This is a genomic window from Aeromonas molluscorum (genome assembly GCF_051376105.1).
Taxonomy (GTDB): Bacteria; Pseudomonadota; Gammaproteobacteria; order Enterobacterales; family Aeromonadaceae; genus Aeromonas; species Aeromonas molluscorum.
Genome location: NZ_JBPQCY010000001.1, coordinates 1,592,501 through 1,606,506 on the forward strand (window position 1 = coordinate 1,592,501; position 14,006 = coordinate 1,606,506).

12 protein-coding genes (1 of these 12 cut by a window edge) are annotated in these 14,006 nt (G+C 61.9%); 7 read left to right on the top strand and 5 right to left on the bottom strand.

The features are described 5' to 3' along the window. On the bottom strand, window positions 1-646 hold the 5' end (the start) of the coding sequence (gene clcA, locus ACSMDR_RS07685; protein ID WP_436467824.1) for a H(+)/Cl(-) exchange transporter ClcA. Its footprint begins 749 nt before the window's first position; only the first 646 of its 1,395 coding nucleotides appear in the window; it begins with the start codon at window positions 644-646; its stop codon lies off the left edge, out of view. A gap of 209 nt (window positions 647-855) precedes the next feature. On the opposite strand from clcA, the gene hemL reads away from it, so the two are divergent. Together hemL and ACSMDR_RS07695 are read left to right on the top strand one after the other, a co-directional pair. After that, window positions 856-2,145 carry a glutamate-1-semialdehyde 2,1-aminomutase gene (gene hemL / locus ACSMDR_RS07690; protein WP_436467825.1) on the top strand — a complete coding sequence of 430 codons (1,290 nt, stop codon included), beginning with the start codon at window positions 856-858 and terminating at the stop codon, window positions 2,143-2,145. A gap of 258 nt (window positions 2,146-2,403) precedes the next feature. Then, on the top strand, window positions 2,404-3,216 hold the full coding sequence (locus ACSMDR_RS07695; protein ID WP_005897860.1) for a hypothetical protein: 813 nt from the start codon (window positions 2,404-2,406) through the stop codon (window positions 3,214-3,216). Between the two features lie 208 nt (window positions 3,217-3,424). Here ACSMDR_RS07695 and ACSMDR_RS07700 read toward each other — a convergent pair whose 3' ends face one another. The 4 genes from ACSMDR_RS07700 to hrpB all read right to left on the bottom strand — a co-directional run bounded on the left by ACSMDR_RS07700 (window position 3,425) and on the right by hrpB (window position 9,493). Then, on the bottom strand, window positions 3,425-4,078 hold the full coding sequence (locus ACSMDR_RS07700) for an START domain-containing protein (protein WP_436467826.1): 654 nt from the start codon (window positions 4,076-4,078) through the stop codon (window positions 3,425-3,427). Window positions 4,079-4,157: 79 nt separating this feature from the next. Then, window positions 4,158-4,556, bottom strand: a complete 399-nt coding sequence (gene gloA2 / locus ACSMDR_RS07705) for an SMU1112c/YaeR family gloxylase I-like metalloprotein (protein ID WP_436467827.1) — start codon at window positions 4,554-4,556, stop codon at window positions 4,158-4,160. A 44-nt stretch (window positions 4,557-4,600) separates the two neighbouring features. After that, entirely contained in the window at window positions 4,601-6,916 is a 2,316-nt protein-coding gene (mrcB, locus tag ACSMDR_RS07710) for a penicillin-binding protein 1B (RefSeq protein WP_436467828.1), read from the bottom strand. Window positions 6,917-7,048: 132 nt separating this feature from the next. Beyond that, entirely contained in the window at window positions 7,049-9,493 is a 2,445-nt protein-coding gene (gene hrpB, locus ACSMDR_RS07715; protein ID WP_436467829.1) for an ATP-dependent helicase HrpB, read from the bottom strand. An 88-nt stretch (window positions 9,494-9,581) separates the two neighbouring features. Here hrpB and thpR point away from each other — a divergent pair, with 88 nt between their 5' ends. From thpR to pcnB, 5 genes are all read left to right on the top strand, one after another. Beyond that, window positions 9,582-10,115: an RNA 2',3'-cyclic phosphodiesterase gene (gene thpR, locus ACSMDR_RS07720; RefSeq protein ID WP_436467830.1), complete on the top strand. Its 534-nt coding sequence runs from the start codon at window positions 9,582-9,584 to the stop codon at window positions 10,113-10,115. Next, window positions 10,105-10,863 (top strand): DNA/RNA nuclease SfsA, encoded by a 759-nt coding sequence (gene sfsA / locus ACSMDR_RS07725; protein WP_436467831.1) that lies wholly within the window; start codon window positions 10,105-10,107, stop codon window positions 10,861-10,863. Before thpR ends, sfsA begins: the two co-directional genes overlap by 11 nt. A gap of 102 nt (window positions 10,864-10,965) precedes the next feature. Further along, a complete protein-coding gene (gene dksA, locus ACSMDR_RS07730; protein WP_005897845.1) occupies window positions 10,966-11,415 on the top strand; it encodes an RNA polymerase-binding protein DksA in 450 nt (149 codons plus the stop codon). 132 nt (window positions 11,416-11,547) lie between these two features. After that, a complete protein-coding gene (gene gluQRS / locus ACSMDR_RS07735) occupies window positions 11,548-12,444 on the top strand; it encodes a tRNA glutamyl-Q(34) synthetase GluQRS (protein ID WP_436467832.1) in 897 nt (298 codons plus the stop codon). An 82-nt stretch (window positions 12,445-12,526) separates the two neighbouring features. Then, the gene (gene pcnB / locus ACSMDR_RS07740) at window positions 12,527-14,005 is read left to right on the top strand and encodes a polynucleotide adenylyltransferase PcnB (protein WP_436467833.1); all 1,479 of its coding nucleotides are present in this window, start codon (window positions 12,527-12,529) and stop codon (window positions 14,003-14,005) included. Window position 14,006 lies beyond the last annotated feature (1 nt).

The following is a 14,006-nucleotide window of genomic DNA, read 5'->3' on the forward strand; positions in this document are numbered from 1 at the left end:
TGCTGACCGCCTTGATGGCGAGAAAGGAGTAGCGAAACTGGGGACGCATCTCTTCCATGACAAAGAGTATGCCCGCAAGCGGGGCATTGAAGGCGGCCGCCAACCCACCAGCAGCGCCCGCCGCCAACAGGGCGTGACCATGCTCCTTGGGGAGACGGAAAATATCGGCCACCATCTTGCCGAGGTTGCCTCCGATCTGGACCGAGGGCCCTTCGCGGCCAAGCACCATGCCGGAACTCAAGGTGCAGATACCCCCGAAGAACTTGACCGGCAGCACTCGCCACCAGCGCACGGGGCGCAGATCGTCCATGGCCCCTTCTATCTCGGGAATGCCGGATCCGCCAGCTTCGGGGGCTAAGGCATGAGTCAGAAAGTAACCCGCCATGCCAAGCAGGGCACTGATGCCAAATCCCATGAACAGCAGTTGCCACCAGGGACGATCTGCCAGCAAGCTGCCGCGTTGCGCCACCACCCAACTCACACCGGTTTCGAACAGGCCGCACACCAATCCTGCCAATATGCCGACGACTGCCGCCAGCAAGAGCACCCAGAGGGGCATCTTGTCTTGTTGAATGAGTCGCCGCACCATCCAGCTATGGGAGGATGCCCTTGTCGAATTCGCCATAGAGTGAGTGTCTTGCGCCATGAGAGAAACCATCGCCAGCCGTTAGATGAAACCCGGGCCTGCTGCCCACCAATGGGGCTTTCTGCTATAGTCGGCCCGTTTAAATGTCACTGGGCCGCCAAGTGCGCCGGGTACGAGAGTCATGAGCATACCCTGCCAAGGGCCGACTGCCGAGTCTGGATCCGCCTCTCTCCCCCCAGTGACGGTCAAAATCCCATTAAGGATGATCCATGTCAAAATCAGATCAGCTGTTTGAACAGGCCTGCCAGACCATTCCTGGCGGCGTCAATTCACCGGTGCGCGCCTTCAACGGCGTTGGCGGCACACCCCGCTTCATCGAACGCGCCGACGGTGCCTATCTCTATGATGTGGATGGCCAATCCTATGTCGACTACATAGGCTCCTGGGGCCCCATGCTGCTCGGCCACAACCACCCGACCATCAAGGCCGCGGTCATAGCCGCCGTCGAGAAAGGACTCAGCTACGGGGCGCCCACCGAGATTGAAGTGCTGATGGCCCAGAAGGTACGCGAACTCGTGCCCTCCATGGAACAGGTACGCATGGTCAACTCCGGCACTGAGGCGACCATGAGCGCCATCCGTCTGGCTCGTGGCTACACCGGCCGCGACAAGATTGTGAAGTTTGAAGGGTGCTACCACGGGCATGCCGACTCCCTGCTGGTCAAAGCTGGCTCCGGCGCCCTCACCCTTGGCCAACCCAACAGCCCCGGCGTCCCTGCCGATTTTGCCAAGCACACCCTCACCTGCGTGTTCAATGATCTGGACTCGGTTCGCGAAGCCTTCAACCAGTACGGCAGCGAAATCGCCTGCATCATAGTGGAGCCAGTGGCGGGCAACATGAACTGCATCCCGCCCCTGCCCGGCTTCTTGCAAGGGCTGCGCGCCATCTGCGACGAATTTGGCGCCCTGCTGATCCTGGATGAGGTGATGACAGGCTTTCGGGTCGCCCTCGGCGGGGCCCAGGCCCACTACGGCATAGACCCGGACTTGACCACCCTTGGCAAGATCATCGGCGCGGGCATGCCGGTGGGCGCCTTCGGTGGCAAGAAGAAGGTGATGCAGCACATAGCACCGACCGGTCCTGTCTACCAGGCCGGCACTCTGTCCGGCAACCCGGTCGCCATGGCCGCCGGTCTCGCCATGCTGGATCTGCTGCAAGCCCCTGGCCTGCATCAGCAGCTGGCCGAGAAGACGGCCGCCGTGGCCGAGGGCCTCAAGGCCGCAGCCGCCAGACATGGCATTCCCCTCGCTATCACCTATGTGGGCGGTATGTTCGGCTTCTTCTTCACCGAGGAGACCGAGATCAGTCGTTTTGAACAGGTGACCCGCTGCGACATGGAACGCTTCAAGCGCTTCTATCACCTCATGCTGGAAGAGGGTATCTACCTGGCACCCAGCGCCTATGAAGCCGGCTTCCTCTCCCTGGCCCATGGCGAGCGGGAGATAGCCCACACCCTGGCGGCGGCGGACCGCAGCTTCGCCAAGCTGGCCCAAGCATAAATCCGGCCACATGATGCAAGGGGCCCACGGGCCCCTTTTTCTGGGTATCGTCATGCAGCCTGAAACCCGAGCCGCACGCCAGCCGGCCCTCGCGCAGGCCTCCTTTGCACCAAGCTGGTGCCAAAGCCCCAACTTGCCTCACGATTTCATCATCAAACTGCCACCAGAGGGTCATTTCTGTTCGTCAGGCTGGGCCCGTAACTTGCAACCCTAGCTTGCAACATACGTCATCCACATGGCATTACTCTGGAGGTCCCCATGGCTAACATGAGCCCTATCGATCTCATCCGTCGCTATCAGGAGTACGAGCCCGAGCTGCGTCTGCTGTTGCTGGGCTTAGTCCAGCACTCGGGCAAGGATCTGGCACGCTACCCCTTCGTGCTGAACACTCGATCGCAAAACGGCCCCACCGCTATCTTGCCCCCCTACCCCACGAGCCAGGGGGAGCTGCACCTGCAAGTACGGGGCGAAGGTATCCTCATCACCCTCAGCCTGCAGGAGCTGATCGCCTGGTTGATGGGGGATAAACAACGCCGCAAACTCACGCCCTGGTTCAAAGGGGTCTATGTATTGCTCAGCCTGGCGCTGTTTCTCATTGTTGCCAGTCTGATCTGGCATGGATTGCATGAACTCTACCTGCTCGCCTGCGGCGAGAGCAGCAACCGGCTTGGGGCCTTCAGCGCCATCATCTTCCTGACCCTGGCTCTGGCGGTATTCGATCTGGGTAAAACCATATTGGAGGAGGAGGTGCTGCTCCATAAGGACATCTTTCGCCACAGCGCCATTCGCCGCACCATCACCCGTTTCATTGCCGCCATCTTGATCGCCGTCTCCATCGAGGGACTCTTGCTGCTGTTCAAGGGATCCCTCGGCCAGACCGAGCTGCTCTGGCCTGCCGTGGGGGTGATGGTCTGCGCCGTTGGGCTACTGGTTGGCCTTGGCTTGTATGTCTTTCTCGGTGCTCGTGCCGAAGCCGCCCTGGTCCAGGCCAGCCAGCGGCCCTCGTCCTCAGTAGCGCCCGCCGGGAGCCGACGTTTTCTCCGGCGAAATGAGGCGCAGCGCGGCAGCTGAGTGGCGCCTTGGCAATCGGTGCAACAATGGGAAGGAAGAAGCCGAACGGCTCTGCTATTACTTGTTGTCGGGGGCCCGTCCCTCGTCTCATCGACTTAACCCTGGTCATTTCGCGACGACCAATGTCGTCGATGAGCCTAAACCCAAAGCGAGTCGACCTATGCCGACTCGCTTTTCAATTTAGGACTGGCCAGAAGGTGATACCTCATTAGTCCAAACAATGCTCAATGTCATTGGGGACAGGGGATCTGCCTGCCTCCATCATGGCTTTAATCGCAGTGAAGCTGTCGAAGGCCGATGTCGACGCGACCTGGTTCACCAACCAGCCGGGCAGGCGTCCACCAGGATGGGTATAAGTCTCAAGCCGGATCAGGCTCCCCCCTTTTCCCAGGGGATCGGCCTGCCATACCCCATGACTGGCGCGGATCCGCACCAATCCCTTGGTGGGAGGCAAGGCATCAGGTTCGGCCCACACCCGCAGGGTAAACCCGCACCCGGACAACCAGCTCAGTCGGGAATGGGTGATGAGCTCCCTGTCCTTGGCCGGCCAGGGCGCCGCCAATCGGGTGTAGACCAGATCCTCGTCCGGCCCCGGGTGAGACAGCAGTCGTACCTCCCGGCTACCCGGCAACCACAATTTGTGACGATTGGTGTCTCGCAGCACCGCCAACAGTGCCGCCGGCCTGGCCTGGACCTGCATTTCCAGCTTGAGTGCCTGAAAGGGCCCCGGTGGGTTGGGTCTGCTCCAGAGCGTGACGCCCCCCTGCTCCCGCTGCAGCGTCCAGCCGGGCTCGGCGCAGACAGGCCCGCCCAATAGCAGCAACAGGACACTGGCTACGCCTCTTTGCGTCCATCTCATCATGGGGTCCTCCTGACCTGTGGCATTGTTTTGCTGCGTTGAGGGAGTGAGTCGACTGTGCGGCTCAAGGCTCGATGGATTGTCAGCGCTGTTCGACCAGCTCGAGGGGCAAGCCATCGGGATCGGCAAAGAAGGTGAAGCGGCAACCGGTCAGCTCATCCACCCGGATAGGCTCCACCTCGATATCATAGGCGGCAAGATGGGCCAGCACGGGTTCCAGTGCCGCGACCTTGAACGCCAGATGGCGCAGACCGCACGCCTCCGGGCGGTCTGCTCTGGCTGGCGGCGCCGGGAAACTGAACAGCTCAATCTGGCTGCCGTCCGGCAATCCGAGGTCCAGCTTCCATGATTGGCGCGCCTCACGCAGGGTCTCGGCCAGGATCGGCAAGCCCAGGATCTCATGATAGAAACGCCGGGAAACCGGATAGTCGCTGGCAATGATGGCCAGATGATGGATACCGCCAAGCAGGGCTGATGTCATGAAAGCTCCCAAAAAGATGGGCTGCCATTGCAGCCCATCACAGGTTAGTTGAAGAAACCGCCGAACCACTGGTCCAGAGCATTGGTCGGGTTGCCGCCGCCGCAGCTGGCAGGAGGCGGCAGGTCTGCCACCTTGGCTGGTACCTGCATGCTACCAGGGCAGTTGGCTGATACCCGGGTGCCGCTGGTGCGAGCGAAGCTAGCCCAAGTGACGCCTTGCGGCATGTTGAGGGTCAGGCTGTTGACTCCCCGCTGGTTCAGGTAGCCGCTGAACAGCTGAAGCGCGCCGCTCGAACCGGTCAAGCCCGCCGAGGTGTTGTCATCGCGACCAACCCAGATGCTGACCAGTTCGCTGTTATCCATGCCGGCAAACCAGGAGTCACGCAATTCGTTGGTGGTTCCCGTCTTGCCCGCCATGACGATGCCCGGGAAACGCGCGCTCAGGGAGCGTGCCGTGCCCTCGCTGACCGTCTTGGTCATGGCGAACAGCGTCAGCCAGCTGGCATCCTGATCCGCAACCCGCTTGGCACTCTGGCCATGCTGATAAATCAGCTTGCCATCGCCCCCCACCACGGCCCGAATGGCCGATAACGGCTGGGTCATGCCCTGGTTGGCGATGGGCAGGTACATCTGGTTCACCTCCAGAGGGGAGAGCGCCACTGCCCCCAGCACCAAAGAGGGATAGGGCTGGATCTCCTGCTCGACGCCGAGCTTGTGCAAGGTGTCGACCACCTTGTCCAAGCCCACCTGCAACCCCAGATTGACGGTCGGTACGTTGAGGGAGTGGGCAAGCGCCTCCATCAAGGGCACGCTCTGGCGGAACTTGCGGTCATAGTTCTGCGGTGTCCACAACTGACCATCCTGGCCACGAATGCGGATCGGCTGATCCTTGAGCGGCGTGCCCAGGGTCAAGCCATTGGAGAGACCGGTAAGATAGACGGCAGGCTTGACGAGGGAGCCTATCTGGCGACGGGCATCAATCGCCCGGTTGAATCCGGCATAACGGGGATCCCGTCCACCCACCAGGGCGACCACTTCACCCTTGTGCCAGTCGGAAACCACCATGGCCGCCTCCAGCCGCTTCTTGCCACGCTGCTTCTCTATCTGGGTCAACCCCGACTCCACCGACTGCTCGGCGGCATGTTGGGCAATAGGATCCAGGCTGGTGAAGATCTTGAGACCTGACTGGCTCAGTAAGTCGGCACCGAAGCGGGTCTGCACTTCGCGCTTGAGCAGATTCATGAAGGCCGGGGTGCGGCCATAGCTCATCTTGCCGCGGGGGATGATGCCCAGCGGCTGCTTGCTGGCAAGCTCGTATTCCGCCTGGGTCAGGCTGCCGTGCTCGCTGAGCAGTTTGAGCACCAGGTCGCGGCGCGCCTTGGCCCGCTCCGGGTAACGCCAGGGATCATAATAGGAGGGCCCTTTGACTAGGCCGACCAGCAGGGCAACCTGATCTATCTCCAGCTCGTTGACCGGCACGCCGAAGTAGAAATAGGAGGCGAGCCCGAAGCCATAGACACCTTGCGAGAAGTTCTGACCGAGATAGACCTCGTTGAGATAGGCCTCCAGGATCTCGTCCTTGCTGTAGCGATAGTCAATGAGCACCGCCATGTAGGCTTCCTGCAGCTTGCGCCACAGACTGCGCTCCCGGGTCAGGAAGAAGTTCTTGGCGAGCTGCTGGGTAAGGGTACTCCCCCCCTGCACTGTGCGCCCGGCCAGCACGTTCGCCGCCATGGCGCGCATGATGGCGACCGGGCTGACACCGCCATGCTGATAGAAGTCGCGGTCCTCCGTGGTCAGCAGGGTCACCAGCAGGCTATCCGGTACCTCGGCAATGCGTACCAGCAGGCGATCTTCTCGCCCCTCCGGATTGAGTCTGTCCAGCAACACCGGGTCCATCTGGGCATAACCCAGCTGACGCTGATTCTCCATGGACTGGATCTTGTCCAGACGCGGCCCGTTGAAGGTGAGGCGCATGGCACGGGCCTTGTCGGCACCGTCATAAAAATCGAACGGACGACGTACCAGCTCTATGCTGCTGCCATCCACCCTATATTCGCCAGGAGAGTGAGGTTGACGCACCGGTTTATAGCTCAGCATCTTGAGCTCGCGCATCATCTGGTCACGGGACAGTCGCTGCCCCGGATAGAGTTCCAACGGACGGCTATACACCATGACCGGCAGTTGCCACTTCTCGCCATCGAAGCGATCGCGCACCTTGGTGTCCAGGTAGATGCCAAACACCACCAGGAAGGCGGCAGCCACCAGCGAGAGTTTGACCCCCAGCCAGAACAGAGTGCGCCACAGGGTGCTTTTGGGCGCGGCCTTCTTCGGGCTACGCTTGCGTTTTTGGGTTGCCATGAATCCTCATTCTTCTTGTCACCAGCCCCTGCATCCGGGGGCATCCGCCTGCCTGTCACAGGCCCGCTTGGCGGGCCGCGTTGAGATGGTTATGCCTGTCTTGTCTGCCATGCCCTGATCTCATCAGGCTAGCTACTGCTGCATTCGCTTCTTGGTCACGCTGGTCGGCATTGCCTCCAGCGGGTTGTCCGGCCAGTAGTGACGGGGGTAACGGCCCTTCATCTCTTTCTTTACCTCGCCATAGGAACCCACCCAGAATGCCGCCAGATCGGCGGTGATCTGCAGCGGGCGACGCGCCGGGGAGAGCAGCTCCACCACCAGGGCCACCCGCCCCTCGGCGACCCGGGGCGTGCTGGCCTGACCAAACATCTCCTGGATCCGCACCGGGATGACGGGCGCCTGACCTGGCTCATAGCGAATGCGTACCCTGCTGCCGGTCGGGGCGGTGAAGTGGCTAGGTAGCGCCTCATCCAGCCGTTTGGGCAGGGGCCAGGGCAAAGCCTGACGTAAAATATCGTTCAAATCCAATTTCTTGAGTTGCTCAAGCCGAGTCATGCCGCCCAGCGCAGGCAGCAGCCACAGCTCCAGCCCAGCCAGCAGGCTGACATCATCCATCGGCGGCCAACCCGCCTCCGGCAGCCAGTCGGCGGCACAACGCAGCCGGGCCAGCAACCCTTCGCTCGCCTCATTCCAGGGCAATACATGCAGCCCCTTGCGCCGGATGCCTTGCAGCAAGCAGCGTCCTTTCTGCTCATCGGACAACTCGGTCAGCGGCCGCTGGCCGAGCACCAGCTCGCCGATCACCTGCTGCCGCTCGGCCCGCACCCGCTCCTCACGCTCGTCCCAGTCAAACCAGTCCCGGGTCGAGACCAGCTCGGGCAGTTGACGCGCCAGTTCATCCAGATTGACCGGCTCGGCAATGAAGATGCGGCTGCCCCGCTCGTTCTGACCCAGCTCGACGGCAACCAGCGCCGCTTGCCCCTGGCAGCTGTGCCCCTCGACCAGATCGCAGCTCAGGCCACCGCTTAATTGATAGCGGCTACCGGATCTCAGCTTGCCGATACGATCAGGCCAGGCCAGGGCACAGAGCAGACCCAGCCATTGCCCTTGCGGGCTGGAGGGTCGTTGTTCGAGTCGCTTGAACCAGCGTTCGGCCTGGGATCTCAGCGCCCCCTGGCGCCGGGCAAACAGCACGGACAGGCGTTCGGATCCTCGCAGATCTTCCTCCAGCAGCGCCACCAGATAAACGGCATCGGCGACAATCCCTGACAGACCATCCGCCGCCAGTGCCTTGGCAGCGAGCAGCATCCGAGCCAGACGAGGATGGCAGCCCAAAGCGGCCATGGCACGCCCTGCCGGGGTGAGTTGCTGCTCGCCCGGCTTGAGGGCCCCCAGGGTCTCCAGCAACCGCTGGGCGGCGGCCAATGCCGGGGCCGGCGGCATATCCAGCAGCGGAAGCGACTCGACCCTGGCCCCCCACTGGGCCGCATCCAGCAGCAACCCCGTCAGCTCCTGGGTCAGGATGTCCGGCGGGCTCTGCTCGGCGAGGCGCTCCTGCCCTTCGCTGCTCCACAGTCGGTAGCAGACGCCGGGGCCGAGGCGACCGGCCCGGCCTGCCCGCTGGGTCGCCGATGCCCTGGCTATCTGACGGGTCTCGAGCCGGGTAACCCCGCTCTTGAGATCGACACTGGCACGCCGCTCCAGGCCACAGTCGATGACAATGTGAATCCCCTCTATGGTCAGCGAGGTCTCGGCCACATTGGTGGTGAGCACCAGCTTGCGCTGCCCGGCCGTGGCCGGGGCTATCGCCGCCTGCTGCGCTCCCATGTCGAGCCGACCATAAAGGGGGGCAAGGCGCACCCCCTCGGGCAGCCGTTCGGCGAGCCAGATCGCCAGCCGCTCTATCTCCCCTTGCCCCGGCAGGAACACCAGGGCGCTGCCCGGATGCGCGGCCAGGGCTTCGAGTACCACGGCACCGGCCTGGGGTTCAAGCCACTGCTGGCGGTTGATGGGTCTGTAGTGATAGTCGATGGGAAAACCCCGCCCCTCTGAGCGAATGACGGGGGCGTCCGGCAGCAGCCGCTCCAGCGCCATGCCATCCAGGGTTGCCGACATCAGCAACAACTTGAGATCTTCCCGGAGCCCCTGCTGGCTCTCGATGGCAAAAGCCAGCGCGGTATCTGCATGCAGACTGCGTTCATGGAACTCGTCGAAGATGACCAGCGAGATGCCAGTCAACTCGGGATCCTGCTGCAACATGCGAGTCAGTACCCCTTCGGTCACTATTTCCAGCCGGGTCTGCTTGCTGACCCTACTTTCTCCCCGCACCCGCAGACCGATGCGCGCCCCCACGTTCTCGCCGAGTTGGGCGGCAAGGAAGCTGGCAATGTTACGTGCCGCCAGGCGCCGGGGTTCGAGCATGATGATGCGGCCGGGCAGCAGATCCTGGCGTACCAGCTCCAGGGGCAGCAGGGTCGACTTGCCTGCACCGGGGGGAGCTTGCAATATGACGCTGTTGTGCTCGCCAAGGGCGGCAAAGAGCGCGGGCAGCACTGAAACGATGGGGAGTTGAGACAAAGCGGCGAAAACCTTCTGTAACTGGCTTAAAAACGCCGCCTATTCTGCCATAGAATGGGGCCTTGGCATCATCGTGAAACCCAAATGCATGTCCCGACTCTTCTTTGCCCTGCCTCTGGATGAACTGGCGCCACAACTTGCGACCTGGCGTGACGAGCAGCCCTGGCCAGGCCAGGCCGTCCCACAGGCCAATCTGCACTTGACCCTGGCCTTCCTCGGCGAGGCCGACGCACAACAGTGCGCTAAATTGCTGGCCATGGCCGAACGTCAACACTGTCCGCCCCTGAGCATCCCTCTGGATCGTACCGGCTGGTTTGGGCGCGCCAAGGCCGCCTGGGTCGGCCCCCGGGAGTGGCCCAACGAGCTGACCGTGCTGGCACTGGCGCTGCGTCGCCATGGCGAACGCATCGGTCTGGGCAATGGTGAGCAGGGATATACCCCGCATATCACAGTGTCACGCAAGGCAAGTGCGGCACCTGCCGCCGTCCCGGCCCCCGACCTCCTCTTGCAGGCCACCCGGTTCTGCCTCTATCAATCGGTCAGCACAGAGCACGGGGTCAGCTACCAGCCCCTGGCCTGCTGGCCCCTGACGCCGAGAGTGAAAACCACCGATGGAATTTAACCCCCCCCTGCAATCGGGACTGCTGCTGCGCCGCTACAAGCGCTTTCTCACCGACATCCAGCTCGATGATGGCCAGGAGCTCACCATTCACTGTGCCAATACCGGCGCCATGACCGGTTGCGCCGATCCCGGTACCCGAGTCTGGTACTCCACATCAAGCAACCCCAAGCGCAAGTTGCCCCAAAGTTGGGAAATCGCCCAAAGCCCGGCAGGTCACTTCATCTGCGTCAACACGGCGCGGGCTAACCAGATAGCCAGGAAGCTGATCGAAGGGGGGGCTATTCCCACCCTCTCGGGCTATGACACCCTCAGACCGGAGGTCAAATACGGTGAAGAGAACAGCCGGATCGATTTCCTGCTGCAAGATGCCGCCAGGGCAGATTGTTACGTAGAGGTAAAGTCGGTCACCCTGCTCGATGAACGGACTGGCGCCGGCATGGGATATTTCCCCGATGCGGTGACGGCCCGCGGCGCCAAGCACTTGCGTGAATTAATAGCCATGAAAACGGCGGGGCACAGGGCCGTACTCTTGTTTATGGTGTTGCACTCCGGTATTGCCAGAGTTGCAGCAGCAGCCCACATAGATCCGCACTATAGTCAGCTTATTGAACAGGCGCGGTTGGCAGGGGTTGAAATATTATGCTATCGCCCCCATCTTGGGGTGCAGCGCATAGAGCCAGAAGGGTTTATCCCGTTTGAATCCAACTCATGCGACCCGACTGCGGCTGATAAAAGTGGGATTGGATAACATATTTGGCACTGCTTGTTTGCCTAGCCGTTACCCTTCTGCTATAGATGTCGCCCTCAATTTATGGATGGCACTATTACGTGCTGAATTAGGAGACAGGGCATGCCAACAGGCGAAATCAGGAAATCTCTGGGCCCCCTGGCCGTTGCGGGAGTTGCGCCTTACCAGGAAAAACCGGGTGAGGAGTACATGAATGACCAACAAAAGGCTCATTTCCGCAAAATCCTGGGAGCCTGGCGCAATCAATTGATGCAGGAAGTAGACCGCACAGTTGATCATATGAAGGACGAGGCAGCCAACTTCCCGGACCCCGTGGACCGCGCCGCGCAGGAAGAGGAATTTGCCCTCGAACTGCGTACCCGTGATCGTGAGCGCAAGTTGATCAAGAAGATCGAGAAGACCTTGCTGCTGCTGGACGATGACGACTTCGGTTATTGCGAACATTGCGGCATCGAGATCGGCATCCGCCGCCTCGAAGCACGTCCCACCGCCGATCTTTGTGTGGACTGCAAGACGCTGGCCGAGATCAAAGAGAAACAGATGGCCGGTTAATCCGCCGTTTGAACCACTTGGGGCCATTCCCCCGAATTGGTAGAAAAGGGAGCACTTAGCTCCCTTTTTTATTGAGCTTTGGCGGGCCCAGGGCGAGAATGGCGCTTCCATGTCCATCTCGTCTCTGCCGTCATGCCCCTGAACAGCCCTACGCCTTCCCCTTATGTGGGACGTTTTGCCCCCTCCCCGTCCGGTCCGCTGCACTTTGGCTCCCTGATTGCGGCGCTGGGCAGCTTGCTGCAGGCTCGTTCCCTGGGTGGCCGCTGGTTGCTGCGCATCGAAGACATCGATCCGCCACGGGAGATGGCCGGGGCAACGGGCCTGATCCTGCAAACCCTGGAGACCTATGGCCTGCATTGGGATGGCGAGGTGGTGTACCAGAGCCTGCGTCACGCTCGTTATGATGAGGTCATGGCCGCGCTCTACCGAACGGGAGATCTCTACTGGTGCAGCTGTACCCGACGCGAGATAGCCGCGAGGGGCGGACTCTACGATGGTCACTGCCGCACATTGGGGCTGACACCTGCTGGCTGCGCCGCCCGGATCCGCCAGCGCCATCCGGTATATGGTTTTGAGGATGGCTTGCTCGGTGCCATCACAGTGCCCCCGGCCCTGGCTGAGGAGGATTTCATAATCCACCGCCGCGATGGCCTCTATGCCTACAACCTGGCGGTAGTGGTCGATGACATGGATGCGGGTATTACCGAGATAGTACGTGGTGCCGACTTGCTCGAGCCGACGGTACGCCAGGTGGCGCTCCACAGGGCGCTGGGCAATGAACCTCCCGCCTGGGTGCATCTGCCCCTGGCGGTGTTGGCCGATGGTAGCAAGCTCTCCAAACAGAACCATGCTCCGGCCCTGAGCCTGACCGAGGTGCGCCCCACCCTGTTGCAGGCGTTGCACTTTCTCGGCCAGCAACCACCGACCGAGCTGGCAGCCTGTTCCATCACTGAGATAATCCAGTGGGCCATCGCTCACTGGCGGCTGGACAGGGTGCCCAAACAGCCGCAACCGGCACCGGGCTGCTAGCCCCCGACCACATGGTTTTTCATTTGGTCAAGGCTGAGCTATGATAGGCCGCTATTTTTTGGCCTCCCGTCAATTTGAAGTCATGAAGAGGTGTACCATTTTTTCCCAGATCGCAAACTTTTGCCGCAAGGTGCTCGGCAAGGAAGAAGGCGACGAGTCGGTGACGACTCAAGAGCCTGTCCACACTGCCACCCAGCGGAGTGCCGGACCAAGACGCACGCTGAGCCGTGACCAGCACCCCATCTCGCGCAAAGAGATCAGTGAGAATGCCCTCAAGGTTCTCTATCGCCTGAACAAGGGCGGCTATGACGCCTATCTGGTCGGCGGGGGTGTCCGGGATATTCTGCTCGGGAAGACGCCAAAGGATTTCGACATCGCCACCAACGCGACCCCGGAACAGATCAAGGCACTGTTCAGCAACTGCCGCCTGATCGGTCGCCGTTTCCGTCTGGCCCACATCGTCTTCGGTCGCGACGTGATCGAGGTCGCCACCTTCCGTGGCCATCACCATCAGGTCAACAACAGCCGCCATGTCTCCGCCCAGAGCGATGAAGGCATGCTGCTGCGCGACAATGTCTACGGCACCATTGAAGAAGATGCCGAACGTCGCGACTTCACCGTCAACGCCCTCTATTACAGTGCCAAGGATTTCACCCTGCACGACTTCGAGGGCGGTATCGATGATCTCGCCGAGCGCAAGCTGGAGCTGATCGGCGACCCCGAGACCCGCTACCGGGAAGATCCGGTGCGCATGCTGCGCGCCGTGCGTTTCGCCGCCAAGCTGGATATGCAGATCAGCCCGCGCAGTGCCGCACCGATCAAAGAGCTGGCATCGCTGCTGCAAGACATCCCCGCCGCCCGGCTGTTTGAGGAGACCCTCAAGCTGTTCCTGGCTGGCGATGGCCTCGCTACCTACAAGTTGCTCCGTGAATATGGCCTGTTCCAGCAGCTGTTCCCCCAGGTCGCCACCCTGTTCACCCCGCACGGCAACTCGCCGTTCGAGCAGTTTATCGAGCATGCCCTGACCGACACCGACACCCGGGTGCGCGAAGATAAACGGGTCACTCCCGCCTTCCTGTACGCCGCCCTGCTGTGGGGCAGTGTCGAGGCCCGCGCCCGTGTGCTGGAAAACGAGAGCGGCTTGCCCTGGCATGACGCCTTCATGCTGGCCATCAACGAGGTGCTCGACGCCCAAGTGCGCATCATTGCCGTGCCCCGTCGCTTCACCACGGACGTGCGCGACATCTGGGCCCTGCAACAGCGCCTGACCCGCCGTCAGGGCCGCCACCCCGAGCGTGCCATGGAGCATCCCAAGTTCCGCGCCGCCTTCGACTTCCTGTTGCTGCGCAACCGGGTTGAACGTGGCCTGGGCGAGCTTGCCGGCTGGTGGGAGCGCTACGTGGAGTCCAACCCGGATGTGCGCCCGCAATTGCAGCGGGAAGCCACCCGTGGCGGCGACAGACCTCAAGCCGACAAGCCTCAGGCCGACGGCGAGAAGCGCAGCAGCAACAGCCGCAACCGTCGTCGTCCCCGTCGTCGCAAGCCCAAAGCGGCCGAATGAT